This is a genomic window from Ruegeria sp. B10, from assembly GCF_056539825.1.
Window position 1 is genome coordinate 90,205 of the sequence record NZ_JBQFVP010000008.1, and the last position, 24,782, is coordinate 114,986.

Annotated in this window: 25 protein-coding genes; 14 read left to right on the forward strand and 11 right to left on the reverse strand. The window is 59.0% G+C overall.

The genetic code is table 11. From position 1 onward, the window contains the following. Positions 1 to 3: 3 nt before the first annotated feature. Both ACR0J4_RS12520 and ACR0J4_RS12525 read left to right on the forward strand, forming a co-directional pair. The gene (locus tag ACR0J4_RS12520; RefSeq protein WP_170643155.1) at positions 4 to 1,683 is read left to right on the forward strand and encodes a peptidoglycan -binding protein; all 1,680 of its coding nucleotides are present in this window, start codon (positions 4 to 6) and stop codon (positions 1,681 to 1,683) included. Positions 1,684 to 1,794: 111 nt separating this feature from the next. Beyond that, on the forward strand, positions 1,795 to 2,436 hold the full coding sequence (locus ACR0J4_RS12525; protein WP_170747274.1) for a protein kinase family protein: 642 nt from the start codon (positions 1,795 to 1,797) through the stop codon (positions 2,434 to 2,436). An 83-nt stretch (positions 2,437 to 2,519) separates the two neighbouring features. Here the strand turns inward: ACR0J4_RS12525 and clpA are convergent, their stop codons facing one another. Together clpA and gloB are read right to left on the reverse strand one after the other, a co-directional pair. Further along, positions 2,520 to 4,844: an ATP-dependent Clp protease ATP-binding subunit ClpA gene (gene clpA / locus ACR0J4_RS12530; RefSeq protein ID WP_170643153.1), complete on the reverse strand. Its 2,325-nt coding sequence runs from the start codon at positions 4,842 to 4,844 to the stop codon at positions 2,520 to 2,522. Positions 4,845 to 5,018: 174 nt separating this feature from the next. Further along, positions 5,019 to 5,786: a hydroxyacylglutathione hydrolase gene (gloB, locus tag ACR0J4_RS12535; protein WP_170643152.1), complete on the reverse strand. Its 768-nt coding sequence runs from the start codon at positions 5,784 to 5,786 to the stop codon at positions 5,019 to 5,021. 62 nt (positions 5,787 to 5,848) lie between these two features. On the opposite strand from gloB, the gene ACR0J4_RS12540 reads away from it, so the two are divergent. The 7 genes from ACR0J4_RS12540 (at position 5,849) to ACR0J4_RS12570 (ending at position 12,207) form a co-directional block, all read left to right on the forward strand. Then, on the forward strand, positions 5,849 to 6,583 hold the full coding sequence (locus tag ACR0J4_RS12540) for a class I SAM-dependent methyltransferase (RefSeq protein WP_170374614.1): 735 nt from the start codon (positions 5,849 to 5,851) through the stop codon (positions 6,581 to 6,583). A 300-nt stretch (positions 6,584 to 6,883) separates the two neighbouring features. After that, on the forward strand, positions 6,884 to 7,444 hold the full coding sequence (locus tag ACR0J4_RS12545) for a F0F1 ATP synthase subunit delta (RefSeq protein WP_170374616.1): 561 nt from the start codon (positions 6,884 to 6,886) through the stop codon (positions 7,442 to 7,444). After that, entirely contained in the window at positions 7,445 to 8,983 is a 1,539-nt protein-coding gene (gene atpA, locus ACR0J4_RS12550; RefSeq protein ID WP_170643151.1) for a F0F1 ATP synthase subunit alpha, read from the forward strand. Between the two features lie 12 nt (positions 8,984 to 8,995). After that, a complete protein-coding gene (locus ACR0J4_RS12555) occupies positions 8,996 to 9,874 on the forward strand; it encodes a F0F1 ATP synthase subunit gamma (protein WP_170374620.1) in 879 nt (292 codons plus the stop codon). 18 nt (positions 9,875 to 9,892) lie between these two features. After that, positions 9,893 to 11,317 (forward strand): F0F1 ATP synthase subunit beta, encoded by a 1,425-nt coding sequence (gene atpD / locus ACR0J4_RS12560; RefSeq protein WP_170460468.1) that lies wholly within the window; start codon positions 9,893 to 9,895, stop codon positions 11,315 to 11,317. Positions 11,318 to 11,329: 12 nt separating this feature from the next. After that, on the forward strand, positions 11,330 to 11,740 hold the full coding sequence (locus ACR0J4_RS12565; RefSeq protein WP_170374624.1) for a F0F1 ATP synthase subunit epsilon: 411 nt from the start codon (positions 11,330 to 11,332) through the stop codon (positions 11,738 to 11,740). A gap of 116 nt (positions 11,741 to 11,856) precedes the next feature. Next, complete coding sequence (locus tag ACR0J4_RS12570; RefSeq protein WP_170374626.1) at positions 11,857 to 12,207, forward strand: H-type lectin domain-containing protein; 351 nt, start codon at positions 11,857 to 11,859, stop codon at positions 12,205 to 12,207. 43 nt (positions 12,208 to 12,250) lie between these two features. Here the strand turns inward: ACR0J4_RS12570 and rpiB are convergent, their stop codons facing one another. Together rpiB and ACR0J4_RS12580 are read right to left on the reverse strand one after the other, a co-directional pair. Then, positions 12,251 to 12,691 carry a ribose 5-phosphate isomerase B gene (gene rpiB, locus ACR0J4_RS12575; RefSeq protein ID WP_170643150.1) on the reverse strand — a complete coding sequence of 147 codons (441 nt, stop codon included), beginning with the start codon at positions 12,689 to 12,691 and terminating at the stop codon, positions 12,251 to 12,253. A gap of 102 nt (positions 12,692 to 12,793) precedes the next feature. Continuing rightward, positions 12,794 to 13,813 (reverse strand): ribose-phosphate pyrophosphokinase, encoded by a 1,020-nt coding sequence (locus ACR0J4_RS12580; protein ID WP_170637503.1) that lies wholly within the window; start codon positions 13,811 to 13,813, stop codon positions 12,794 to 12,796. A 107-nt stretch (positions 13,814 to 13,920) separates the two neighbouring features. On the opposite strand from ACR0J4_RS12580, the gene ACR0J4_RS12585 reads away from it, so the two are divergent. Next, entirely contained in the window at positions 13,921 to 14,523 is a 603-nt protein-coding gene (locus ACR0J4_RS12585) for a 2-hydroxychromene-2-carboxylate isomerase (protein ID WP_170555863.1), read from the forward strand. 2 nt (positions 14,524 to 14,525) lie between these two features. Here the strand turns inward: ACR0J4_RS12585 and ACR0J4_RS12590 are convergent, their stop codons facing one another. The 7 genes from ACR0J4_RS12590 to ACR0J4_RS12620 all read right to left on the reverse strand — a co-directional run bounded on the left by ACR0J4_RS12590 (position 14,526) and on the right by ACR0J4_RS12620 (position 20,791). Further along, positions 14,526 to 15,560 carry a threonine aldolase family protein gene (locus ACR0J4_RS12590; protein ID WP_170643149.1) on the reverse strand — a complete coding sequence of 345 codons (1,035 nt, stop codon included), beginning with the start codon at positions 15,558 to 15,560 and terminating at the stop codon, positions 14,526 to 14,528. Continuing rightward, positions 15,560 to 16,033 (reverse strand): YcgN family cysteine cluster protein, encoded by a 474-nt coding sequence (locus ACR0J4_RS12595; RefSeq protein ID WP_170555861.1) that lies wholly within the window; start codon positions 16,031 to 16,033, stop codon positions 15,560 to 15,562. Before ACR0J4_RS12595 ends, ACR0J4_RS12590 begins: the two co-directional genes overlap by 1 nt. Continuing rightward, positions 16,030 to 16,962: a bifunctional riboflavin kinase/FAD synthetase gene (locus ACR0J4_RS12600; RefSeq protein WP_170643148.1), complete on the reverse strand. Its 933-nt coding sequence runs from the start codon at positions 16,960 to 16,962 to the stop codon at positions 16,030 to 16,032. Before ACR0J4_RS12600 ends, ACR0J4_RS12595 begins: the two co-directional genes overlap by 4 nt. Before the next feature lie 181 nt (positions 16,963 to 17,143). After that, positions 17,144 to 17,587 (reverse strand): MaoC family dehydratase, encoded by a 444-nt coding sequence (locus tag ACR0J4_RS12605; RefSeq protein WP_074736482.1) that lies wholly within the window; start codon positions 17,585 to 17,587, stop codon positions 17,144 to 17,146. Positions 17,588 to 17,688: 101 nt separating this feature from the next. Further along, complete coding sequence (locus ACR0J4_RS12610) at positions 17,689 to 18,564, reverse strand: TIGR01459 family HAD-type hydrolase (protein ID WP_170643147.1); 876 nt, start codon at positions 18,562 to 18,564, stop codon at positions 17,689 to 17,691. 229 nt (positions 18,565 to 18,793) lie between these two features. Continuing rightward, entirely contained in the window at positions 18,794 to 19,714 is a 921-nt protein-coding gene (locus ACR0J4_RS12615; protein ID WP_170643146.1) for a manganese-dependent inorganic pyrophosphatase, read from the reverse strand. A 105-nt stretch (positions 19,715 to 19,819) separates the two neighbouring features. After that, positions 19,820 to 20,791: a TraB/GumN family protein gene (locus ACR0J4_RS12620; protein WP_480668668.1), complete on the reverse strand. Its 972-nt coding sequence runs from the start codon at positions 20,789 to 20,791 to the stop codon at positions 19,820 to 19,822. Positions 20,792 to 20,913: 122 nt separating this feature from the next. On the opposite strand from ACR0J4_RS12620, the gene ACR0J4_RS12625 reads away from it, so the two are divergent. The 4 genes from ACR0J4_RS12625 (at position 20,914) to ACR0J4_RS12640 (ending at position 24,746) form a co-directional block, all read left to right on the forward strand. Continuing rightward, positions 20,914 to 21,588, forward strand: coding sequence for a DUF2161 family putative PD-(D/E)XK-type phosphodiesterase (locus tag ACR0J4_RS12625; RefSeq protein WP_170643144.1), 675 nt, complete (start codon positions 20,914 to 20,916; stop codon positions 21,586 to 21,588). 154 nt (positions 21,589 to 21,742) lie between these two features. Continuing rightward, a complete protein-coding gene (gene groES, locus ACR0J4_RS12630; RefSeq protein WP_170352338.1) occupies positions 21,743 to 22,030 on the forward strand; it encodes a co-chaperone GroES in 288 nt (95 codons plus the stop codon). A gap of 56 nt (positions 22,031 to 22,086) precedes the next feature. Further along, positions 22,087 to 23,730, forward strand: a complete 1,644-nt coding sequence (gene groL, locus ACR0J4_RS12635; protein ID WP_170643143.1) for a chaperonin GroEL — start codon at positions 22,087 to 22,089, stop codon at positions 23,728 to 23,730. 179 nt (positions 23,731 to 23,909) lie between these two features. After that, positions 23,910 to 24,746, forward strand: a complete 837-nt coding sequence (locus ACR0J4_RS12640) for a DMT family transporter (protein WP_170555855.1) — start codon at positions 23,910 to 23,912, stop codon at positions 24,744 to 24,746. Positions 24,747 to 24,782 lie beyond the last annotated feature (36 nt).

The window sequence follows — 24,782 nt, forward strand, 5'->3', positions numbered from 1 at the left end:
CCCATGGCCCTCTCCCGCCGCACCGGTCAACGGTTCCAGGGCTCTGTCTGGCCCGGTTTCGTCGATGCGATGACGGGTCTGTTGATGGTTCTGACCTTCGTGCTGACCATCTTCATGGTCATCCAATTCGTGCTGCGTGAGACGATCTCGGGTCAGGAGGATGAGCTGACGACCCTCGCGGATGAAGTTGCTGCGCTGGCTGGTGCTTTAGGGTTGGAAGAGCGTGAGAATAGCCGCCTGCAAGCGCGGTTGGGGGCCTTGAATGCCACACTGACCGAAACGGAAGATAGTCTGGCTGAGGCGCAAAGCCAGATTACCGGATTTGAGGCTCAGGTTGCGGCGCTGTTGGCTGACCAGGCGCGGGCGCAAGACGCGATTGCGGCGCTTGAGACGCAACGGGCGGATCTTTTGGGCGAACGCGAAAGCCTGAATCAGGCCTTGGCGCAAAGCCGCGAAGAAATCGACGCCCAAGCCGAAGCCGCCCGCCTTGCTGCAGCCCGCCGTGAGGCGCTGGAGGCTCTGGTCGCAGATTTGGAACAAAGCGGTGAGGAACGCGCGGCGCAGATTGCTCAACTCGAAGATCAGCTAAGTGCAGAAGAGGCTGGCAGGCTGGCAGAGGCCGCCGCTGCCGAAGCTCTTAGGGATCGCCTGCAGAACGCTGATGCGGAACTGACCGCCATGACCCTAGCGCTTGAGGCGCAGCGCAAGGAGGCTGAGGATACCCTGACCCTTTTGGCCGCAGCAAATGCAGCCCGCGCAGAACTGGAACGACAGTTTGGTGAGTTGAATGCGGAAGAGCTGGAAGCCCAATTGGAGGCCGCTCTGGCAGCGCAGGCCGAGGCGCAGGAAGACGCAGCATCCCAGCGTTCCCTGGCCGAACAGCGCGATGCGTTGCTGGCCGTGGCCCGCGAGACGCTTTCGGCGGAACAGGCGGTCTCAGAAAAGGCGCAGCGCGAGGCCGCTTTGTTGAACCAGCAAATCGCAGCATTGCGCGGGCAGTTGGGATCGTTGCAGGCGCTGCTGGATGACTACGAGGACCGCAATACGGCCGCCGAAATTCAAATCCAGTCACTGGGGCAAGACCTGAATGCGGCTCTGGCCCGCGCCGCATCCGAGGAACGCCGCCGCCGCCTGCTGGAAGAGGCCGAGCGTCAACGCCTTGAGGCTGAGGCCGAAGCACTGGCCGGACAGAATGAGGAACTCGCGGCGCAGGCCGAGGATTTGCAGCGCTATCGGTCGGAATTCTTCGGCCGCCTCCGTGACGTGTTGGGCGATCAGGATGGTGTGCGGATTGAAGGCGACAGGTTCGTGTTTTCCTCTGAGGTACTGTTTGCCACAGGCTCTGCCGTATTGTCGCTGGAAGGCCGGCAAGAGGTCGCAAAGGTCGCTGAGATCCTCCGCACAGTTGCTGCCGAAATCCCGGAAGGTTTGAACTGGGTGATCCGGGTGGATGGCCACACCGACAACGTGCCCTTGGCCGGGTCGGGCCGGTATCGCGACAACTGGGAACTGAGCCAGGGGCGGGCGCTCTCCGTCGTGCGCTATATGGTCGAAGCGCTGGGCATTCCACCCAATCGCTTGGCCGCCAACGGGTTCGGAGAGTTCCAGCCTGTCAACCCGGAAGACACGCCCGAGGCGCGAGCACAGAACCGGCGAATTGAGTTGAAATTGACCGAGCGCTAAACCCCTCGCGTGGCGAAAAACCGCCTTTGCGATCTGGATTTGCCGCCTGCACCCGATGAAACACACCCACCTCAAACCTAGATTACTGTCATAGGTTGAGAGGAGACGCGCGTGGCCCATAGGGTAGCAGACCTGTACCAAACGGTTGAAACGGTTTTGCGAGCTTCATACCGACGGGTGGTGTTGTGCCAGACCGCGGGCGGAGACAAGTTCTGGCTTAAACGGGTTGAGCGCTTTGCACCCCTTCTCTGGCTGGTCAAAGGCTGCCCTCAGGCGGCGTTTGCCAGGGATCGGACGTCGCATCGCTATTTGTGGAACAAAGGCGTGCCGGTGCCGCGCATCTTGGCCGAGGGTTCGGATTTCATCGCCGTCGAGGATGCGGGTCTCAGCCTGACCCGGTTTTGCGGTGATCGTTCCCGTAAGCTTTTCAAAAAACAAACAGCCTGTCGCGCCGCAGGCCGGGCCTTGGCGCGGCTTCATGCGTCAGATATTGCCCATGGCCGCCCTGCCTTTCGCGATATGTGCTGGGACGGGCAGCAGATCAGGTTCATCGATTTTGAGTACTTTAGGCCGACCAAAGCGGGGAGGCTGCGTAAAGCCCGCGATCTGAGCATCGCTGTGCTGTCGGCGTTGTTTCAAGGTCAGCTAGGAATGCGCTATGCGTCCAGCCTGCTATCCGGCTATTGGGCGGTTCGGGGAAAATGGGCCGTCGCCAATACTGCTTCAGCGCGTCAAATCCAAACTGGGCTGTGACAAACGGACTTTGACCACAAGGGTTTTCGACATGAAAAAACCCGCCAAACACTGGAGGGTTTTTCTGATTCGTTGAACTGCGATCAATCCGCCGTCAAAAGCGGAGGCTTGTTGCCCGGAATGCGCGGCTGATCGGGGCCGAGGATATCCAAGTGCAGATCGCCTTTCTTGACCGAGACACGAACAACACCGCCCTTGGCGAGTTTGCCAAACAGCAACTCCTCTGCCAGAGGCTTTTTGATGTGTTCCTGTATCACGCGGCCCAGAGGGCGCGCGCCCATCTTGTCGTCATAGCCTTTGTCGGCCAGCCATGCGGCAGCTTTGGGCGTCAGGTCGATGGTCACGCCGCGATCCAGAAGTTGAGCCTCAAGCTGCAGAACGAACTTTTCTACCACCTGCAGGATGATCTCTTTCGGTAGCGGCGCGAACGAGATCACCGCGTCCAGACGGTTGCGGAATTCCGGCGTAAAGGTCCGCTCGATCGCGGCGGTATCTTCGCCCTCGCGACGGTCGCGGCCAAAGCCGATCGCGGCCTTTGCCTGTTCCTGCGCGCCCGCATTCGAGGTCATGATCAGGACCACGTTGCGGAAGTTCACCGTACGGCCGTTGTGATCGGTCAGCTCGCCATGGTCCATGACCTGCAGCAGGATGTTGAACACATCCGGGTGCGCTTTCTCGATCTCATCCAACAGCAAGACGCAGTGAGGATGCTGGTCGACGCCATCGGTCAACAGACCGCCCTGATCAAACCCGACATAGCCCGGAGGTGCACCGATCAGACGGCTGACCGCGTGTTTCTCCATGTATTCCGACATGTCAAAGCGCAGCAGTTCCACGCCCAGATTGTCGGCCAGCTGTTTCGCCACCTCGGTCTTACCCACACCGGTCGGACCGGCAAATAGGTAGTTTCCGATGGGCTTTTCAGGCTCCCGCAGTCCGGCGCGCGCCAGTTTGATCGCGCTGGCCAAGGCCACAATGGCGTCATCCTGACCAAAGACCACACGCTTGAGAGAGGCTTCGAGGTCTTTCAGAACCACTGCATCGTCTTTGGTGACGTTCTTCGGCGGGATACGGGCGATCTTGGCGACAACGGCCTCAATCTCCTTCACACCGATTGTCTTGCGGCGCTTGCTTTCGGCCAGCAAATGCTGCGCGGCCCCGGCTTCGTCGATGACGTCGATCGCCTTATCCGGCAATTTGCGGTCATTGATATAGCGCGCCGACAGTTCCACAGCGGTTTTGATCGCATCCGCGGTGTATTTGATGGCGTGATGCTCTTCGAAATAGGGCTTCAGACCGCGCAGGATCTTCACGCTGTCTTCGACCGAAGGCTCGTTCACGTCGATCTTCTGGAACCGACGGCTGAGCGCGCGGTCTTTTTCGAAATGCTGACGGAATTCTTTGTAGGTGGTCGACCCCATGGTGCGCAGCTTGCCGCCCTGAAGCGCAGGCTTCAGCAGGTTGGACGCGTCCATGGCCCCGCCTGAGGTCGCTCCGGCACCAATCACGGTGTGGATTTCGTCGATGAACAGCACCGCATCTGGGTGATCTTCCAACTCGGTCACGACCGCCTTGAGACGTTCTTCGAAATCGCCGCGGTAGCGGGTTCCGGCCAGCAGAGCGCCCATGTCGAGCGAGTAAATGGTGGTGTTCGAAAGTACATCCGGGGCTTCGCCAGCAACGATCTTATGCGCCAGACCTTCGGCAATCGCCGTCTTGCCCACGCCGGGGTCGCCTACTAACAGCGGGTTGTTCTTGCGCCGGCGGCACAGCACCTGAATGCAGCGCTCGACCTCATCGGCGCGACCGATCAGCGGGTCCACATCGCCTGCGCGCGATTTGGCGTTCAGATCGACGCAATATTTGCCCAGGGCGCTTTCTTTTTGATCTTCGTCGCTGGCGGTGGCCTGCACTTCATCTTCGACCTGATCCGCGCCCGAAACTGAGCGGCTTTCGCCATAGGCCGGGTCTTTCGCGACGCCGTGCGCAATGAAATTGACCGCGTCATACCGGGTCATGTCCTGTTCCTGCAGGAAATAAGCGGCGTTGCTTTCGCGTTCGGCGAAGATGGCGACCAGTACGTTCGCGCCTGTGACCTCAGTCCGGCCCGAGCTTTGCACGTGAATGGCCGCGCGCTGGATGACGCGCTGGAATGCTGCCGTTGGTACGGCCTCGGACCCGTCGATATCGGTGACGAGGTTCGACAGATCCTCATCAATGAATTCGACCAATGTGCTGCGCAATTCGTCCAGATCGACGCTGCAGGCTTTCATGACCCGGATTGCGTCAGGCTCTTCCAATAGCGCCAGTAGTAGATGCTCTAACGTAGCAAACTCATGTCGCCGTTCATTCGCCGCTGCCAGAGCTGCGTGAATGGCTTGTTCCAAAGTGCTCGAGAATGAAGGCACGCGGGTGCTCCTCTGTCTTGGGTCAGAAGGGGGCAGGCTTGCGGCCGGATCCCCATCCCAACCATGTCCTCATACTATTAGAGTTTGGTTGATCGACGCCCGGCTTCAAGGGTTTTCTTTCACTTGACAGTCACATTTGTTGTGAGAGTGGCCGTGAGGATGGTCAAATAGGCATCAGAAATTGTCTTTTCTACCCCTGATCTCGGCAAAAACAGCAACCGGGTCCGCGCCTTCCATGCCCAAATGGGCTAGAATCGCCGGATCATCGGCGCGCAGGAACGGGTTGGTTGCCTTTTCCAGGCTCAGTTTCGACGGCACCGTGGGCTGCCCTGCGGCCCGCGCGCGGTCGATATCGACGACGCGCTGTTGTAGCGCCGTGTTGGTTGGGTCGACGGTGACGGCGAATTTGGCGTTAGACTGGGTGTACTCGTGGCCCGAACAGACCAGCGTGTCATCTGGCAGCGCCGCAAGCTTGCTGAGGGAGCGCCACATCTGCTCTGGCGTGCCTTCGAATAAGCGCCCGCATCCCAGCGCCATCAGGCTATCCGCAGTGAAGACAGCGGCACTTTGCGGCATGTAATAGGCGACGTGACCCAAAGTGTGCCCCGAGACATCTATTACCTGAACTGGCTCACCTGCGATCTCAAAGTTCTCACCGTCGCTGACTTGTTGGTCGAGCGGGGGCAGGCGGTGTGCATCAGCTGCTGCTCCGATCACCTTGGCCGGGTGTTTTTCAAGAATTCCGGGCAGCCCATCGACGTGATCCCAGTGGTGATGGGTCAGCAAGACATGGCTGAGGGCCCAGCCGCGCGCCTCCAACTCGGCCAGGATGGGCCCGGCTTCGGGTGCGTCGATCAGCGCGGTCGCGCCGCTCTGGGCATCATGCGCAAGAAACGCGTAATTATCGCTGAGACATGGGATGGTTACGATCTCAAGAGGCATGGCCTTTTGCCCTTTCGTTGCTAGACTGCGCCTCAGCTAAGCCGATTGACCGGGTGTCCGCAATGCATCTTGATGTGCAGGATCTGAGGAATTTCTACTATCGCAGCACGCTGGGCCGTGCGGCGCAGGCTGCGATTCGTGGTCGGCTGATCGACCTCTGGCCCGAGGCGAAGGGCCAGACGGTGGCCGGATTTGGCTTTGCGGTCCCTCTTCTGCGGCCCTACCTCGCCGATGCGCGGCGGGTTATCGGTTTGATGCCCGGCCCTCAGGGGGTGATGCCCTGGCCTGCCGGGATGCCCAATGTGTCCGTCCTGACCGAAGAAACGCTCTGGCCGATTGAGACGGGCCACGTGGACAAGCTGGTGGTGATGCACGGGCTTGAGACCTCGGAACAGCCCAGCAAGGTGCTTGAGGAATGCTGGCGCGTGTTGGGGCCGGGGGGGAGGGCGCTTTTTGTAGTGCCGAACCGGGCGGGGCTGTGGTCGCGATCCGACCGGACACCGTTCGGATTTGGTCACCCATATTCGGCCACGCAACTTGAGAACCTTCTGCGCAGTCATCATTTCGTGCCTGAAAACCACTGTTCCGCGCTGTATCTGCCGCCCTCGTTCCGACGGTTCTGGCTAAAATCGGGTAGCCTGATCGAAAAAACCGGCCAGCGTATTCCCACCATTATGGCCGGAGGCGTGCTAATGGTTGAGGTCAGCAAGCTGATCCGCCCGCCAAGCGGTACGGTCACCAAGGACAAGGTGAAACGTCCGATCAAGGCGCTGGACGGTTTGCTGAAGCCGGCGTGACGATTCCGCGCAGTCATTGGGAAAAAATGCGGGAAAAAGGTCACAGGAATCGCAAAAACCTGCAAATCAGTAACATTTTTCAACTGCGCCAAGGGGTCCAAACGGTCGCACTTGGGTTAAGCCTATGAAAACTAACGTTTTGTGGATAATTCAGTTACCGCTATCGCGTATTGCTTGGTGGAAGCACCTCTGATACATCCCCGGTGATTTTGATCCCCGCCCTTCAAGGACGGGGTATCTTCACGCCCCCGGGTTGGCTGCGCGCGCGGTTTTCGGGGCCTAAGTATCGGAAGGGTGGACGTGTCCGAACCAGCTTCGATTTCCACAGGCATCGCCGAGCGCTATGCCACCGCGATTTTCGAGATCGCAAAAGAGAACAAAGACCTTGCAGGTCTGGAATCCGGCATCAATGATCTTGCAGCAGCACTGGGCGAAAGCGCCGATCTGCGCGACCTGATCGCATCTCCGCTGGTTTCCCGCGCCGAACAGGAAAACGCCATTGCCGCTGTTGCTGACAAGATGGGCCTGAACGCCATCCTGCGCAACACGCTGGGTCTGATGGCACAGAAGCGTCGCCTGTTTGTGGTGCCGCAGCTGGTGCAAGTCCTGCGCGATATGCTGGCCGAAGAGCGCGGCGAAGTGACCGCCGATGTCGCCTCGGCCAAGGCGCTGACCAAGACGCAAATGGAAAAACTGTCCAAGACGCTGTCCGAGCGTGTGGGCAAGACCGTGACTATCAATGCGACCGTGGATGAAAGCCTCATCGGCGGTCTTGTCGTTAAAGTGGGCTCGAAAATGATCGATAGTTCGATCCGTTCGAAGCTGAACTCCCTACAGAATGCAATGAAAGAGGTCGGATAAATGGGAATCCAAGCTGCAGAGATTTCTGCAATCCTGAAGGACCAGATCAAGAATTTTGGTCAGGAAGCCGAAGTGGCCGAGATCGGCCGCGTGCTGAGCGTCGGTGACGGGATTGCCCGTGTATACGGCCTGGACAACGTGCAAGCGGGTGAAATGGTCGAATTCCCCGGTGGCATCATGGGCATGGCGCTGAACCTGGAAAGCGACAACGTTGGTGTCGTTATCTTCGGTTCTGACCGTGATATCAAAGAAGGTGACACTGTTAAGCGCACCAACTCGATCGTGGACGTTCCGATCGGTGACGAGCTGCTGGGCCGCGTTGTTGACGGTCTGGGCAACCCGCTGGACGGCAAAGGCCCGATCAACGCAACCAAGCGTGGCGTTGCAGACGTTAAAGCCCCCGGCATCATCCCGCGTAAATCGGTGCACGAGCCGATGGCAACCGGCCTGAAATCGGTTGACGCGATGATCCCGATCGGCCGCGGCCAGCGGGAACTGATCATTGGTGACCGTCAGACCGGTAAAACCGCTGTGGCCCTAGACACCATCCTGAACCAGAAAGTTTACAACGACGCAGCAGGCGACGACGAGTCGAAGAAACTGTACTGCATTTACGTGGCTGTTGGTCAGAAGCGTTCGACCGTTGCACAGCTGGTGAAGAAACTGGAAGAGTCCGGCGCGATTGAATACTCGATCGTTGTTGCCGCAACCGCGTCCGACCCGGCGCCGATGCAGTTCCTGGCGCCATACTCGGCGACCGCGATGGCTGAATACTTCCGCGACAATGGCCGCCATGCTCTGATCATCTATGATGACCTGTCGAAACAGGCTGTGTCCTATCGTCAGATGTCGCTGCTGCTGCGCCGTCCGCCCGGACGTGAAGCCTATCCGGGTGACGTTTTCTACCTCCACTCCCGTCTGCTGGAACGTTCGGCGAAGCTGAACGAAGATTTCGGTGCAGGCTCGCTGACCGCTCTGCCGGTTATCGAAACGCAGGGTGGTGACGTTTCGGCGTTTATTCCGACCAACGTGATTTCGATCACCGACGGTCAGATCTTCCTGGAAACCGAACTGTTCTACCAAGGTATCCGTCCTGCTGTGAACACCGGTCTGTCGGTTTCGCGTGTGGGCTCCTCGGCTCAGACCAACGCGATGAAATCGGTTGCTGGTCCGGTTAAACTGGAACTGGCTCAGTACCGCGAAATGGCTGCGTTTGCGCAGTTTGGTTCGGACCTCGACGCCGCAACCCAGCAGCTGCTGAACCGTGGTGCGCGTCTGACCGAGCTGATGAAACAGCCGCAGTACTCGCCGCTGACCAACGCGGAAATCGTCTGCGTCATCTTCGCTGGTACCAACGGTTACCTCGACAAGATCGACGTATCGGATGTTGGCCGCTATGAGGCCGGTCTGCTGGCGCACCTGCGCGGTAAGCACGCTGACCTGCTGACATGGCTCACCGACGAAGATCCCAAGATCAAAGGTGACGCGTCCGACAAGATCAAGGCAGCGATCGACGAATTTGCCGCGACCTTCGCTTGATAGGAGGTTCCGATGCCTAGTCTGAAGGACCTTAAAAACAGGATCGAGTCGGTCAAATCGACCCGCAAGATCACCAAGGCCATGCAGATGGTCGCGGCCGCAAAACTGCGCCGCGCCCAGGAATCTGCCGAAGCCTCGCGCCCCTATGCCGAGCGGTTCAATGCCGTGATGGCGGGGTTGGCGGCTTCGGTCGGGGGTAGCGACAGCGCCCCCAAGCTGCTCCGTGGTACGGGCAGTGATGATGTCCATCTGCTGGTTGTGATGACAGCTGAACGCGGCCTGTGTGGCGGCTTCAACGCGAACATCGCCAAGCTGGCCCGCGCCAAAGCTGAAGAGCTGCGCGGCAAAGGCAAAACGGTCAAAGTTCTGACCGTTGGCAAAAAAGGCCGCGACGCGCTCAAGCGCGATCTGGGCGATTTGTTCGTAGGTCATGTCGACCTGAGCGAAGTCAAACGTATTGGCTACACCAATGCGCAAGACATCGCGAAGGACGTCCTGTCTCGCTTCGATGCGGGTGAGTTCGATGTTGCCACGATCTTCTACTCGAAGTTCGTCAACGTTGTGACCCAGATCCCGACGGCACAGCAGGTTATCCCCGCCTCGTTCGAAGACGAAGCGGCAGGTGACGACAGCGGTGCAATCTTCGACTACGAGCCCAGCGAAGAGGCCATTCTGGCCGACCTGCTGCCCAAGGGGGTTGCGACCGCGATCTTCTCGGCTCTGCTCGAAAACGGAGCGTCTGAACAGGGTGCACGGATGTCCGCGATGGATAACGCGACACGCAACGCGGGTGAGATGATCGACAAGCTGACGATTCAGTTCAACCGCTCGCGTCAGGCCGTGATCACCAACGAGCTGATTGAAATTATTTCCGGCGCCGAAGCGCTGTAAGAAAACCGGAGACGAAACATGGCGAATGCAAAAGGCAAAGTCACACAGATCATCGGGGCCGTCGTCGACGTGCAGTTCGAAGATCAGTTGCCTGAAATTCTGAACGCGCTGGAAACCACCAACAACGGCAAGCGCCTGGTGTTGGAAGTTGCTCAGCACCTGGGTGAAAACACCGTCCGTACCATCGCGATGGACGCGACCGAAGGTCTGGTCCGCGGCGAAGTTGTAACCGACACTGGCGCACCGATCTCGGTTCCGGTTGGTAACGCGACTCTGGGCCGCATCCTGAACGTTGTTGGCGAACCGATTGACGAAAAAGGCCCGGTTGAAGCAACTGAAGCCCGCGCAATCCACCAGCCCGCACCCGAGTTCGACGAACAGTCGACCGAGTCGGAAATCCTGGTCACCGGCATCAAGGTTGTTGACCTGCTGGCCCCCTACGCCAAAGGCGGTAAGATCGGCCTGTTCGGCGGCGCCGGAGTTGGTAAAACCGTTCTGATCATGGAACTGATCAACAACATCGCAAAAGTGCACTCGGGTTTCTCGGTGTTCGCGGGCGTTGGTGAACGGACCCGTGAAGGGAACGACCTGTACCACGAGATGATCGAATCGAACGTTATTAAGCCGGACAACCTGTCGGAATCGCAGGTTGCTCTGGTTTACGGTCAGATGAACGAACCTCCGGGTGCGCGTGCGCGTGTTGCTCTGACCGGTCTGACCCTGGCCGAGCAGTTCCGCGACCAGTCCGGTACCGACGTTCTGTTCTTCGTCGATAACATCTTCCGCTTTACGCAAGCGGGCTCCGAGGTTTCGGCTCTGCTGGGTCGTATTCCTTCGGCGGTGGGCTACCAGCCGACACTGGCGACCGACATGGGTGCTCTGCAAGAACGCATCACCTCGACCAAGTCGGGCTCGATCACCTCGGTGCAGGCGATCTACGTTCCTGCGGACGACCTTACCGACCCCGCGCCGGCCACCTCGTTTGCTCACTTGGATGCGACCACCGTTCTTAACCGTGCGATCTCGGAAAAGGGTATCTACCCGGCTGTTGACCCGCTCGACTCGTCGTCGCGTCTGCTGGACCCGGCCATCGTTGGTGAAGAGCACTACGCGGTTGCGACCGACGTTCAGCAGATCCTCCAGCGCTACAAGTCGCTGCAGGACATCATCGCCATCCTCGGCATGGACGAACTGTCGGAAGAAGACAAACTGACCGTTGCCCGTGCCCGAAAGATCGAGCGCTTCCTGTCGCAGCCGTTCGATGTTGCCGAAGTCTTCACCGGTTCGCCCGGCGTTCAGGTTCCTCTGGACGTGACCATCGCATCGTTCAAAGCTGTTGTGGCTGGCGAATACGATCACCTGCCCGAAGCGGCCTTTCTGATGGTTGGCGGCATCGACGAAGTGATCGCCAAAGCGGAGAAGATGGCCGCAGAAGCCGCCTAAGGAGTATCCCTGATGGCAAACACAATGCAATTCGACCTCGTCAGCCCCGAGCGGAGCCTCGCTTCGCTCGCGGCCACCGCGGTCCAGCTACCCGGCGCGGACGGGGACATGACGGCAATGCCCGATCATGCCCCTACGATCACGACGCTGCGCCCGGGCATCCTGAAGGTCGACGCGCCCGAAGGCACCAGTGAATATCTGGTGACCGGCGGGTTTGCTCAGATCAACGGTGATGGCCTGTCGGTTCTGGCCGAAAAGGCCATTCCGGTTGCCGAAGTGACCCGGTCGCATCTCGATGACTTGATCGCCGACGCGCGTGCCTCGCATGATGCGGCCAAGGAAGGCGATGATCAGTCCATCGTCGACGAAGCCGCCAAGCTGCTGGCCGATATGGAAGCCCTTGGAACGCATATGAGCCTGTAACAGGTTCACCTGCAGAAGAATTGAACGGCCTCGCTTTTGCGGGGCCGTTTTTTTGTCGTGATTGTGAGATAACTGTGGAATAAGTTCCGGTAATTACGAGTTAAAGACATAATAATATGAAGACTTTTCGCACCCATCCTATAGGTATTGACCAAGGCGAGACGGTTCTGTTCTCAGACTTTTCCAACGGCGGCGACATGTGGACAGGCAACGGCCCGCGTGAGCGTCGTTCCCCGGTGAAATTCAGCCAGTCGTTCCGGTCAGCTCCGTTGATCCAGATCGGAGTGTCTTTGTGGGATGTGGATACTTCCTCGGCTCTGCGCGCCGAGGTGCAGGCCGAAGAGATCACGGCCGAAGGGTTCACGGCTGTGTTTCGAACATGGTCCGACACGAAGATCGCGCGTATCCGCGCCTCATGGACGGCTATTGGTGAAGTTGCCCATGAGGATGATTGGGATATCTCCTAAGGCCGGTGCCATGGCCCGCAGCCCATGCGGGCCAGTGCTTTGGTCAGTCTTCGATCATGTCCACGCGTGTTGCGTGGCGGCCGCCTTCGAACTCAGCCGCCAGAAACGCATCCACGATGTCGAGCGCCTGACCTTCGCCAATGACCCGTGCGCCGATCGACAGCATGTTGGCGTTATTGTGCTGGCGGATCATCCGGGCCGAAAACGTGTCCGAGCAAACGCCACAACGGATACCTGGAACCTTGTTTGCGGCCATCATGATCCCCTGACCCGTGCCACACAGCAGAATACCCAGATTGCAATCGCCCGAGGCAACGCGTTCGGCCGCAGCCTTGCCGTGCAGTGGGTAGTGCGTGCTTTCAGGCGTGGTGGGGCCGATATCGACGACCTCCCACCCGGCTTGGGCGATATGTGCGGCAAGGGTCTGGCGCAGGTCGATGGCGGCGTGGTCGCTGGAAAGAACGACGCGTTTGGTTTCAGTCATGAGAACGCTGTCCCGCTGTATGGTGGTAGAGATAGGGCAGGGGCGTCCTAATCCGCCGCTGCTGAAAAGAAAAGGGCGGCTATCGCAAGCCGCCCTGTCAGATTAGTCCATCTGGTACATGGATTCGTAGATCGGGGTCAGTGTCTTGTCCTCGAACAGGGACGAGACGCTGGTGCCGTTCCAGATGTTCAGGATAGCCTGGGTAAAGATCGGTGCGGTCGGCACGATGCGGATATTCTTGGCTTTCAGGATCGCATCAGTCGGCTGGATCGTGTCGGTCAAAACCAGAGATTTCATCACCGAATTCGTCACACGCTCAACCGCGGGGCCGCTCATGACGCCATGGGTGATGTAGGAGTGGACCTCTTTCGCGCCGTTATCCAGCAACACCTGCGCTGCTTTGCACAGGGTGCCGGCGGTGTCGCACATGTCGTCAACGATCAGGCAGATCTTGTCTTTGACATCGCCGATGACGGTCATCTCGGCCACTTCACCGGCCTTTTCGCGGCGTTTGTCGACGATCGACAGGGGGGCTTCGATCCGCTTGGCCAGTTCGCGCGCGCGGGCCACACCGCCTACATCGGGTGAGACCACCATGATCTCGTCCATATTGTCTTTGAACTGGTTTTTCACATCCAATGCAAAGATTGGCGAGGCATAAAGGTTGTCTACCGGGATGTCGAAAAAGCCCTGAATCTGGGCCGCGTGCAGGTCCATGGTCAGAACCCGCTCGATCCCTGCGCCGGTCAGCATGTTGGCGACCAGCTTGGCCGAGATCGGTGTGCGCGCCTTGGTACGGCGGTCCTGACGGGCGTAGCCAAAGTAAGGGATCACGGCGGTGATGCGCTGCGCGGACGAGCGGCGCAGCGCATCGGCGATGATCAGCAGTTCCATCAGGTTGTCATTCGCCGGGTTCGAGGTCGGCTGGATGATGAACATATCCTCGCCACGGACGTTCTCGAACACCTCGACGAAAATCTCGCCGTCGTTGAAGCGCTCGACGCGGGCATCGACCAGGCCCTGATCAACGCCACGATACAGGCTCATGCGGCGTGAAATGGTTTCGGCAAGCGGAAGGTTAGCGTTCCCAGCAATCAGCTTGGGTTCGTGGAGTGTCGGCATCGGCTGGAGTCCCCGGGCAGCGTTGGCAATGTGACAGATTCGTGATGTTGACACCGCTTAGCATGGCCTTACCGTTCCGCAAAGACAACGCAGCGGAGAAAGTGCATATGACCCAGATTGACTACTATTTTGCGACAATTTCACCCTATACCTATCTGGCGGGCACACGGCTGGAGGAGATCGCAGCCAAGCATGGCGCGACGATCAATTACAAACCGCTGGACATCATGGCGCTGTTCGGGCGCACGGGCGGGACGCCACCAAAAGACCGGCATATTTCCCGTATTGAATACCGCGCACAGAATTTGGTGCGGGTCGCGAAAAAGTTAGGCGTACCGTTCAACCTGAAACCGGCGCATTGGCCGACCAATATGGCTCCGTCCTCGTATGCCGTGATTGCAGCAGCCAAGGATGGATCGGGGGATGTGGGTAAACTATGCCATTCGCTGCTGCGGGCCTGTTGGGCCGAAGAGAAAGACGTTGCGCAGGACAACGTGATCCGTGATTGCCTGACGCAAGCCGGGTTCGATGCCGATCTGGCCGATAGCGGCCTGTTGGTGGGGGCCGAGACCTACGCTGCCAATCTGGAAGAGGCCGTGGAGAGCGGTGCTTTCGGCGCGCCCTTCTACATCACACCAGATGGTCAGCGGTTCTGGGGGCAGGACAGTCTGGACGACCTCGACCAACATTTGGCCGAGTTGAAAGGCTGAGCCTACAGATGGGATAGAAACTGGTTGATCTGTTCGTGGCTGATCGACCAGTCACAGACCAGACGGCAGGGCAGAGGCTCTGCCTCATCCGCACCTTCCAACTGCGCCCCCCACAGGTGATAGACCGCGCCCGCCGCGTGAAGCTGGCGGTGCTTGGCGCGCGGGAAGGAGGCGAAAATCATGTTGGCCTGTGGCTCATGCAGGAAATCGGCTCCTTTGGCGCGTAAACCCTCGGCCAAACGGGCGCAGTTGGCATTTGCCTGACGTGCCGATGTCAGCCAAAGATCGTCTTCCAGATAGGCTGCCATCTGGGCAGACAGATACCGATGTTTCGAGAACAAATGCGCCCCGCGTTTGCGGCGCAGCTCGAATTCCCATGCTTTGGATTCGTCGAAGAAGATCACCGCCTCGACCCCCATCAGCCCGTTCTTGGTCCCACCAAAGCTGACCGCATCCACGCCCGCCTTCCATGTCATCTCGGCCGGTGAACATCCCAACGCGACAAGAGCATTCGTAAACCGCGCGCCATCCAGATGCACCGGCAGGTCATACTCCTTCGCAACCAAACACAGCGCTTGCAATTCTTCCAACGAATAAACCGACCCTCGCTCGGTCACTTGTGTGATGGAAACAGGCCCGCGTTGAGGTCCATGAACACCACGCGTTTCTTCAACGGAAATCGTCCGGCGCAGCGCCTCGGGGGTCATCTTGTCAGTGCCCGGCACTAGGGTCAGCTTGGCGCCACTGTAGAATTCGGGCGCATTGCATTCATCCTCGTGGATATGCGCGACCGGAGAGCAGAAGATCGTCTCCCACGGGTTGGAGAGGGTGGCCAGCGCCAGTGAATTCGCTGCCGTTCCGGTCGCCACCAGATAGACCGCCGCGCCGGGGGCTTCGAAAATGCTGCGAAGGCGGTCTCGGACCTCATTCATCAGCGCGTCAGCCCCATAGGCCATCTGATAGCCCTGATTGGCCTCGGCCAGTTTTGCCAGTACCTGCGGATGGACAGGCCCGGAATTATCGGAAGCGAAATACATCAGGTCGGCTCCTCAATGATATAGTCTTCCCACTCTTCCATGGGGGTCTCGAACTCGGACACGGTACGCCCCTGAACCGAGACGCCGGCGGCATGAACGCTATCGGCTGTGCCAGACAGCAAGGGGTGCCAATCATAGAGAGGCTTACCCTCCCACAGTAGGCGATAGGCGCAGGTTTGGGGTAGCCAGTAGGCGTGTGAGTCGATGTTTTCTGGCGTCATGACGATGCATTCGGGCACGAACTGGTGCCGGATGTCATACTGGGTGCAACGGCAGCTTTCATCGTCCAAAAGGCGGCAGGCGACGCAGGTCAGCGCGACCTCGCCAGTGTCTTCGTCTTCCAGCTTGTTCAGGCAACATTTGCCGCACCCATCGCAGAGCGCCTCCCACTCGCGCTTGTTCATCTTGCGCAGGGGTTTGCGTTCCCAAAAGCGCGGGGGCAGGCCCGCGCGGTTGATCGGATCCACGCTCATCGCGCGGCCAGAATGTCGCGTGATTTCGCGCAATCGGCATCCATCTGGGCGATCAGCCCGTCCAGACCATCGAACTTCATTTCAGGGCGCAGGAACTCGACCAACCCGACCGAGAGGGTTGCACCGTATAGATCGCCGGAGAAATCAAACAGGAAGGTCTCGATATTGGGGACCTCACCATTGAACATGGGGCGTACGCCAATCGACGCCGCGCCTTGGTAGGAGCCCTTGTTTGGGCCGTCCAGCACATCCACCAGAACGGCATAGACGCCGAACTTTGGTGGGTGCAGGCCCTCGATCGACATATTAGCGGTGGGAAAGCCCAGCTCGCGTCCGCGCTGCTCGCCGCCGATGACCTCGCCTTCGATGCGGTGCCAATGGCCCAGCATGGTCGCCGCATCGCCGGGGCGGCCTTCGCTGAGCGCGGTTCGGACCGCGGTCGAAGAGACGACGTTTTCGGAACGCTCCATCAAAGGGGCGATGGTCACGCCGAACCCCATTTGCTCGCCAAAGCGGACCATGTCCTGCGCCGTTCCAACCCGCCCTTTGCCAAAGCAGAAATCGGCACCCACAACGATATGAGACAAGCCCAAACCGTCGCAGATCACATTGCGCGCGAATTCCTCGGGGGTCAGCCCGGCCAAAGCGGCATTGAAGGGCAGTTCGTAAAGCTTTTGTACGCCCAGCTTCTCAAGCCGGTGTGCCCGAGCGTTTCCGCGCATCAATCGAAACGGAGGCGCATCGGGTGCAAAATACTCACGCGGATGCGGTTCAAACGTCAGCACGCCCAGAGGCGCATTCGGAGCCGCATTGCGCGCCAGCTCGATAACCGACTGATGCCCCACATGGACGCCATCGAAGTTCCCGATCGCCACGCTGGCGCCGCGATCTTCTGGCTCGATATACTGGAAGTCCCGGATGATCTGCATGCGCTTTGGGTACTGTTCATCAACAGTATGTTCAAGCGTGACCTTCGAGAATTTCGGACAATTCGACCCGCTCGGATGGTGAGTGGCAGTGTGTCGTTCGGTTCAGCAATGACCGTTGCAGCGCGCCGGTCATTGCTGCAGGGATTAAACCCCTCTGTGGCAGGGGTGCGTGTCTACTCGCTCAGTCGAACTTACGCGATGGGGCAAGGACCATGGCTTCGCCGACCAGAACCTTCTTACCATCGACTGCGCAGTGACAGTCCAGCTTCACGCGGCGTTTGGCAAAATCAATGTCGATCACCTTGACCTCGGCATAGACCATGTCGCCGGGGCGGACCGGAGCTAGGAACTTCAGTGACTGGCCCATGTAGACCGTCCCATGACCGGGCAGTTGCTCGCCGATCACGGCCGAGATCAAACCGGCCGTGAGCATCCCATGCGCAATGCGGCCCTCAAAGATCGTATCGCGGGCGTAGTCATCATCCAGATGCACAGGGTTCCGGTCAGTCGAGACCTGCGCGAACATCTCGATATCTTCATCCGTCACCACTTTGCGCAGGTGGCGGGACATGCCCATCTCGATGTCTTCAATACAGATCGTTCCGCGTGGAAGATTGTCCAACATGGTGCCCTCACTTGAATTCTGCCGGGTAATAAAAGTCTACTGCCGGCCATCCGCTGGCAACTTTATTACTTCGCAACTGCAGAAAATCAAGTGAAAAATGACTAGCGCAAACGCCCGATTGTATAGGTGGGATTGATCTTTTCCCTTTCGATATAGTCGCTTAGGGATTCTGCGTGGGGGTGGTGCGACGTTTTCGTCTCAGCTGCGGCCAACCCGCCTGAGATAAAGAGCGTATCGATTCCCTCCCCCATGCCGCCAAGGATGTCGGTATGCGGGCCGTCGCCGATAGCCAGAATGTCGCTGTCCGAGACGTCAACATCCATTTCCTGCACACGCCGACGCGCCAGATCATAGATCGGAGGATGGGGTTTGCCGAAATACAGGCTCTCGCCACCCATCTCGGTATAGAGCTTCGCCAAAGCGCCCGCGCACCATTCCCTAACTTCGCCCCGATCGACCACTATGTCAGGGTTCGCACATAGCAGCTTCATGCCTTTTTGCTTGGCATAGAGGAAGTCCGGGCGATTGACGCCGGGATCCGCCATCGTATCAAACGGCCCACAGCAGACGATCCCCTCGGCCTGATCCAGAGGGACGCGCTCGATATGAACGGGATGGTCCAACAGCTTCAGCGGCTCAAAAAACCCCGCATCGCGTTCCCATTCGCCCATGAAGTAAACTTTTTCGCCGACTGTCCCGCGGAACATGGCTGAACGGGCTGAATCTCCGCTTGTGGCGATCGTGTCATAGGCGTCGGCAGGGACGTTGAACTGCGATAACTGCGTGGCGACGCCCGCGCGCGGTTTTGGTGAGTTTGTCACCAGAACAACGAAACCGCCCTTCGAGCGGTAGGTCTGCAGTGCGGCTACCGCTTCTGGATATGCAGTGATCCCATTGTGAACACAGCCCCAAAGGTCGACGAAAAGCACTTTGTAGCGATCGGAGATCTCGTGGAGGGCGGAGATGATCTGGGTCATGGGATTCCCTTTGGCATGGTCTGCGGACAGCAAAGCCTATGGCAGAGCTTGGCGGGTTTTGCCAGAGGGGGCGCTGCCCCCGCCGCGGCAAGCCGCGACTCCCCCGAGGTATTTTGAAACAGAAGAAGCAGGGGATCCGCACTTCATCTGGCTAAAAATATCCCGAAGCGCGAGGCAGAGCCTCGCACAAAGAAAAAGGCGCCCGCTTGGGGCGCCTTAGAGTAAGGTCTCAGACCTTGAGGTTCGGAATGATCTGCTTTTTCCGGCTCATGATGCCGGGCAGGACCACAGCGTCACCGTCGACCGATGCACCGAAGCTTTTCTCGGCGACGGTTTTGACCAAATCATTTGGCACCAGCAGGGTGGCTTCTTCGTTCAGGATGTCCACGACGAACAGCAGCACCTGATCGACGCTGTCTTCCTTTGCTACGTCAACCATCGACGCGGCCAGGCTTTCCTTGCGGTCCAAAACAACGCCCGGGGCGGTGGTTTCCAGAACCGAGACACGGAACTTGGTGCCCTCGACTTCGTATTCCTTGCTGTCCATACGGATCAGTTCGGCATCCGAGAACGAGGATACATCTGATTTTGCCGCGAACATGTCGGCTGCATAGGCCGAAACGTCCAGACCCAACTCAGCCGCCAGTTTCTCAGCCACTTCGCGGTCATGCGCGGTGGTGGTGGGCGAGCGGAATTCGAGCGTGTCGGACAGGATGCAAGTCAACGCCGCGCCTTTGATGGCCTCGGGCATCTTGGCGGCGTCGTCACCCATCAGGTCAACCATGATGGTCGCTGTGCAGGCCAGAGGGCGCACAGTGATATTGATCGGACCTTTGGTTTCCAGACCGCCGACCAGCTTGTGGTGATCGATGATGGCGCGGATATCAGCGCTGTTGACGCTGGCGGGCAGCTCGGCCGGGTTATTGGTGTCGACGATAACAACCGGAGCGTCCGCTTCAACGTCTTCGATGATGCGCGGCTTGGGCAGGTCCCAGCGCTGCAGCATGAAGGCGGCTTCGGTGTTGGGCTCGCCCAGTAGCACGGGTTCAGCCTGCTCGCCTTTGACCTCGTTGAGATACCACGACCACAGGATCGGAGAGCCGGTGGAATCGGTGTCGGGGGATTTGTGACCAAATACTAGGGTTGTCATGTCAGCGTCCTGCGGATTGGAAATTTGCGCGCCTTATAGGGCGCATGACATGGCTTGTCACCCGCTTGCGGGCCGCTGCGACTGTTGGTCTGACATGCCGAGACATCAGAACGGCGCGCGCGTCAGCGTGTAGCCTTCCTTTTCCAGAAGCGAGAGCAAACCGTATGTCTGACTGAGATGCCCGGCGCCTACCGCGATGACTGCCGTCTGATCCTGAATACTCAGGATGTGGTCCATCCAACTGTTATTGCGATCCACCAACAATTGCTGTTCGAACTGCGCCCATTCTGCGTCGTAATCCTCTTGCGACAGGCCCGAGGCCTCGAACCCCTGTATCCGGGCCAGTTGCAGGATTTGCGCGTGCTTTTCCTCGAGATACGCATTGGCCATCGTGGCGAGGTGGTTTGCATCGGCCTGCATCGCTCCGGACAAGCGGACCAGCGAGTCGACCTGTTGTTCCAGTGAAAGCGTGTCGAACATCGCCATCAGGTCTTCGATCCGCTCCAGCGAGTGTTGGGGAATCCCGTGCGCCTCGGCCACGTCTGTCAGGCGGGCATCCATGCCATGGTTCGCATCCGGGTTCTGCATCAGGCAGGGCGGGATGCCCAGCATCATGCTCAGAAACCAGGGCCGCATTTTGGCTGCCATCCAGCTGGGAATGCCGCGCTCGGCCAAAGAAGTCGAAAGGGCCGCCCAGTCCTCGGCGCTCATCAGGTCGATCAGGGTGGGACCCTCGGTGATCATCACGGGGCTCAGGTCATTGGCCAGGCCTTGCTCGAACGCTTCCATTTTGGCCTCGGTGACCTCGAAATAGATCGCGTCTGCTTGGGCTACGATGGGTGTCAGCCGTTCGACGACCGGCCCCATCCGTGCATCGTTGGTGTGCAGTGTTCCGATCAGGTGCAGGGTCGTGTCGCCCTTGGTGGCGATCCAGTGATTGCCCTCGGGGTAGGGGACCGAGGCAAGGGATTGTTGCAGGGCGGCCTGATCCTCTTCCGACATCAAGGGCCGCAGGTCGTGACCTTCGCAGGCGGCATGTGCGGTCAGGGGCAGAAGCAATAGTCCAAAAAGGGCCATCAGGCGCATAGGCGGTCCTTCCTCGGTTGGTCAAACAGACGACATAAGATTTAGGCATCCAAATACAGCATATTCAAGGCGACCCATCTGGTATTTCGACACGAAACGCATAGCATTGGGCCATGGAGCGCGAGCAGGATCTTTATCCCCCCATCAAGGCATTGTTCGAGAGGCAGGGCTATACCGTAAAAGGTGAGGTTGGCGCAGCCGACATCATGGCCGTGCGCGACGGGTCCGAGCCGGTGATTGTCGAGCTGAAACTGCGCTTTTCGCTGGCTTTGTTCCATCAGGCCGTCGCGCGGCTCAGGATCACGGATCAGGTCTATCTGGGGGTCGGCAAGCCAACCGGACGCACTGCGCGTCGAGCGTTGCGGGACAATCTGGCGCTCTGCCGCAGGTTGGGCTTGGGCCTGATCACCGTGCGCGCGGACGGAGCGGTCGAGGTGCAGTGCGATCCCGGCCCCTATGCCCCGCGCAAGAACAAGGTCAAAGCAGGCCTGATGCTGCGAGAGTTTGATCGGCTGCAAGGCGACCCGAACTCTGGCGGCGCAACGCGGCACGGCATTGTCACCGCTTATCGTCAGGATGCTTTGAAATGCGCGGCGCATCTTGCCGAACATGGCGCCTGCAAAGGGGCCGAGGTCGCGAAGTCGACAGGCGTAGCCGAGGCCACTCGGCTGATGCGCACCAATCACTACGGCTGGTTCGACAAGGTTGAAAAAGGTGTTTATGCCCTGACGGATGCGGGGCAGGAGGGCTTGAAGCACTGGGCCTATAGTTGGGACCAGCCTGATTGAGGGTCTGGGTCGAAAAAAATCCATCACAGCTTGTTGACTCGGGGATTTGCACCCCCTAGCTATGCGTCGTTATCACTCTTTACCCTTGAGTGCTAACGCCTCGCCAGTCGGCGGGGGGAGGATAGATAAACTTTGAGCCCAAGGAGCTACAAAGATGGCATTGAAACCGCTTCATGACCGTGTGCTGGTTCGCCGTACAGAAAGCGAAGAGAAAACCGCAGGCGGCCTGATCATTCCTGATAGCGCAAAAGAAAAGCCCAGCGAAGGCGAAGTCGTCGCAACTGGCGAAGGCGCACGCAAGGACAGCGGCGAGCTGATCGCGATGGCGGTCAAAGCTGGCGACAAGATCCTGTTCGGCAAATGGTCGGGCACCGAGGTTCAGGTCGACGGCGAAGAGCTGTTGATGATGAAAGAAAGCGACATCATGGGGATCATCGAGTAAGCCGCCGCGCTTCACTCTGATCTTCATTTACAACTTATTTCTCAAGGAGAAACGACATGGCTGCAAAGGACGTCAAGTTCGACACCGATGCCCGTAACCGCATGCTGGCAGGTGTGAACATCCTGGCCGACGCTGTTAAAGTGACCCTGGGCCCCAAAGGCCGCAACGTGGTTCTGGACAAATCCTTCGGCGCACCGCGCATCACCAAAGACGGTGTATCGGTTGCCAAGGAAATCGAACTGGAAGACAAGTTCGAAAACATGGGCGCGCAGATGGTGAAAGAAGTCGCCAGCCGCACCAATGACGAAGCCGGCGACGGCACCACCACGGCAACCGTTCTGGCTCAGTCCATCGTCAAAGAAGGTCTGAAACAGGTTGCAGCGGGCCTGAACCCGATGGACCTGAAGCGCGGCATCGACCTGGCAACTGCCAAGGTTGTTGAAGGCATCAAGGCAGCGTCGCGCGAAGTTAAAGACTCGGCCGAAGTTGCTCAGGTTGGCACCATCTCGGCCAACGGTGAAGCTGAAATCGGCAGCCAAATCGCAGACGCGATGCAGAAGGTTGGCAACGAAGGCGTTATCACCGTCGAAGAAAACAAAGGTCTGGAAACCGAGACTGACGTTGTCGAAGGTATGCAGTTCGACCGTGGCTACCTGTCGCCTTACTTCGTCACCAACGCAGACAAGATGATCGCAGAGCTCGACGACTGTATGATCCTGCTACACGAAAAGAAACTGTCTTCGCTGCAGCCGATGGTTCCGCTGCTCGAGCAGGTGATCCAATCGCAAAAGCCTCTGCTGATCATCGCGGAAGACGTTGAAGGCGAAGCGCTGGCAACTCTGGTTGTCAACAAACTGCGCGGCGGCCTGAAAATTGCTGCTGTCAAAGCACCGGGCTTCGGCGATCGCCGCAAAGCCATGCTGCAGGACATCGCGATCCTGACCGGCGGTCAGGTCATCAGCGAAGATCTGGGCATGAAGCTCGAGTCCGTCACCATGGACATGCTGGGCACCGCCAAGAAGATCGAGATCACCAAAGACGAAACCACCATCGTTGACGGTGCAGGCGAGAAAGCTGAGATCGAAGCACGTGTTGCTCAGATCCGCACTCAGATCGAAGAAACCTCGTCGGACTACGACCGCGAGAAGCTGCAAGAGCGCGTTGCCAAACTGGCGGGCGGTGTTGCTGTTATCCGCGTTGGCGGCATGACCGAAGTTGAAGTGAAAGAGCGCAAGGACCGTGTGGACGATGCTCTGAACGCGACCCGCGCTGCTGTGCAGGAAGGCGTTGTCGTGGGCGGTGGTGTTGCTCTGGTTCAGGCCGGCAAAGCACTGGAAACTCTGGAAGGTGCAAACGCTGACCAGAACGCCGGTATCAACATCGTTCGCAAAGCGATCGAAGCGCCGCTGCGCCAGATCGCCGAGAACGCAGGTGTTGACGGTGCGGTCGTTGCGGGCAAAGTCCGTGAATCCGGCGATGTATCGTTCGGCTTCAACGCGCAGACCGAAGAATATGGCGACATGTTCTCGTTCGGCGTGATTGACCCTGCCAAAGTTGTCCGTACCGCTCTGGAAGATGCGGCGTCGGTTGCTGGTCTGCTGGTCACCACCGAAGCAATGGTTGCTGACAAGCCCGCCAAAGAAGGCGCGGCACCTGCTGGCGGCATGCCCGACATGGGCGGCATGGGCGGCATGATGTAAGCTGCTTAGGCCATACTGCTTACGAGCGGGGTCGCCTTTGGGCGGCCCCGTTTGCGTTTGGAATGCCCGCTGCGCGGTCATGCCTCCGGCGGAGGTATTTTTGAACAGAAGAAGGGTCGGCGTTGCACTTAGCCGGAAAGTGAGTGTGCAAAGCGTGGCCAACGCGCTATGCGGGTTTCATGAGACTGTTTCTTCTGACCTCCCTGACCATGTGCGCCTTTGCGGCCAATTCGATTTTGAACCGGCTGGCGATTGAGAGCGGGGCGAGTGATCCTGCGGGGTTCGCCGTTGTCCGTGTTCTCGCTGGGGCGGTTGTTCTGGCCGTGTTGGTTCTTTTGAAAGGCGGGGTTCTGCCGCTTCGCTCACCACGTCGGATCATCGGGGCGGGTTCACTGTCTCTCTATATGATTGGCTTTTCGGTGGCTTATCTGACGCTGGACGCCGGGTTAGGTGCGTTGATCCTGTTTGGTGTCGTTCAGATCACCATGTTCGCAGTCGGGGCTATGACCGGAGCGACCCCGACGGTGCGCCAATTGGCAGGCGCAGCGGTTGCGCTGGGCGGTTTGGCCTATGTGCTTTGGCCATCGGGGACCGTTCTGGTGGACGCCCTGGGGGCTGCTCTTATGGTCGCGGCAGGAATTGGCTGGGCCGCCTATTCCTTGGCCGGGCGGTCTGAACCGAACGCGTTGGAAGGCACGGCGGCCAATTTTGTCGCCGCCTTGCCTGTTACGGCTTTGGCCTTGCTGGTGGCGGGCGGCACATGGCAGATGACCGGGTTTGGCTATTTTCTGGCGGCCTTGTCCGGGGGCGTGACTTCGGGTCTCGGCTACGCGCTGTGGTATCGCGTGTTGCCGCAGCTTGCCCCCTCGGTCGCGGCAGTCGTGCAACTGAGCGTCCCTGTCATCGCAATCGTTGCGGGTATTCTGTTGTTGGGCGAGGCAGCAAGCATGCGCTTGATCATCGGCGCGGCACTGGTTTTGGGCGGGATCGCGCTGGCAGTACAGCGCAGAACCTGAGGTCACATCTTTCCCCGAACGGAAATAGGCCTTATC

Coding starts and splice junctions, on each gene's coding strand:
- ACR0J4_RS12610 (WP_170643147.1), bottom strand. CDS start 18,564: ATGACCCAGATCATCTCCGCCCTCCACGAGATCTCCGATCGCTACAAA.
- ACR0J4_RS12580 (WP_170637503.1), bottom strand. CDS start 13,813: ATGCCGACACTCCACGAACCCAAGCTGATTGCTGGGAACGCTAACCTT.
- ACR0J4_RS12520 (WP_170643155.1), top strand. CDS start 4: ATGGCCCTCTCCCGCCGCACCGGTCAACGGTTCCAGGGCTCTGTCTGG.
- ACR0J4_RS12565 (WP_170374624.1), top strand. CDS start 11,330: ATGGCAAACACAATGCAATTCGACCTCGTCAGCCCCGAGCGGAGCCTC.
- ACR0J4_RS12595 (WP_170555861.1), bottom strand. CDS start 16,033: ATGAGCGTGGATCCGATCAACCGCGCGGGCCTGCCCCCGCGCTTTTGG.
- ACR0J4_RS12600 (WP_170643148.1), bottom strand. CDS start 16,962: ATGCAGATCATCCGGGACTTCCAGTATATCGAGCCAGAAGATCGCGGC.
- groES (WP_170352338.1), top strand. CDS start 21,743: ATGGCATTGAAACCGCTTCATGACCGTGTGCTGGTTCGCCGTACAGAA.
- groL (WP_170643143.1), top strand. CDS start 22,087: ATGGCTGCAAAGGACGTCAAGTTCGACACCGATGCCCGTAACCGCATG.
- ACR0J4_RS12570 (WP_170374626.1), top strand. CDS start 11,857: ATGAAGACTTTTCGCACCCATCCTATAGGTATTGACCAAGGCGAGACG.
- ACR0J4_RS12540 (WP_170374614.1), top strand. CDS start 5,849: ATGCATCTTGATGTGCAGGATCTGAGGAATTTCTACTATCGCAGCACG.
- ACR0J4_RS12590 (WP_170643149.1), bottom strand. CDS start 15,560: ATGTATTTCGCTTCCGATAATTCCGGGCCTGTCCATCCGCAGGTACTG.
- ACR0J4_RS12640 (WP_170555855.1), top strand. CDS start 23,910: ATGAGACTGTTTCTTCTGACCTCCCTGACCATGTGCGCCTTTGCGGCC.
- ACR0J4_RS12555 (WP_170374620.1), top strand. CDS start 8,996: ATGCCTAGTCTGAAGGACCTTAAAAACAGGATCGAGTCGGTCAAATCG.
- gloB (WP_170643152.1), bottom strand. CDS start 5,786: ATGCCTCTTGAGATCGTAACCATCCCATGTCTCAGCGATAATTACGCG.
- ACR0J4_RS12585 (WP_170555863.1), top strand. CDS start 13,921: ATGACCCAGATTGACTACTATTTTGCGACAATTTCACCCTATACCTAT.
- atpD (WP_170460468.1), top strand. CDS start 9,893: ATGGCGAATGCAAAAGGCAAAGTCACACAGATCATCGGGGCCGTCGTC.
- atpA (WP_170643151.1), top strand. CDS start 7,445: ATGGGAATCCAAGCTGCAGAGATTTCTGCAATCCTGAAGGACCAGATC.
- ACR0J4_RS12625 (WP_170643144.1), top strand. CDS start 20,914: ATGGAGCGCGAGCAGGATCTTTATCCCCCCATCAAGGCATTGTTCGAG.
- ACR0J4_RS12615 (WP_170643146.1), bottom strand. CDS start 19,714: ATGACAACCCTAGTATTTGGTCACAAATCCCCCGACACCGATTCCACC.
- rpiB (WP_170643150.1), bottom strand. CDS start 12,691: ATGACTGAAACCAAACGCGTCGTTCTTTCCAGCGACCACGCCGCCATC.
- ACR0J4_RS12620 (WP_480668668.1), bottom strand. CDS start 20,791: ATGGCCCTTTTTGGACTATTGCTTCTGCCCCTGACCGCACATGCCGCC.
- ACR0J4_RS12605 (WP_074736482.1), bottom strand. CDS start 17,587: ATGTTGGACAATCTTCCACGCGGAACGATCTGTATTGAAGACATCGAG.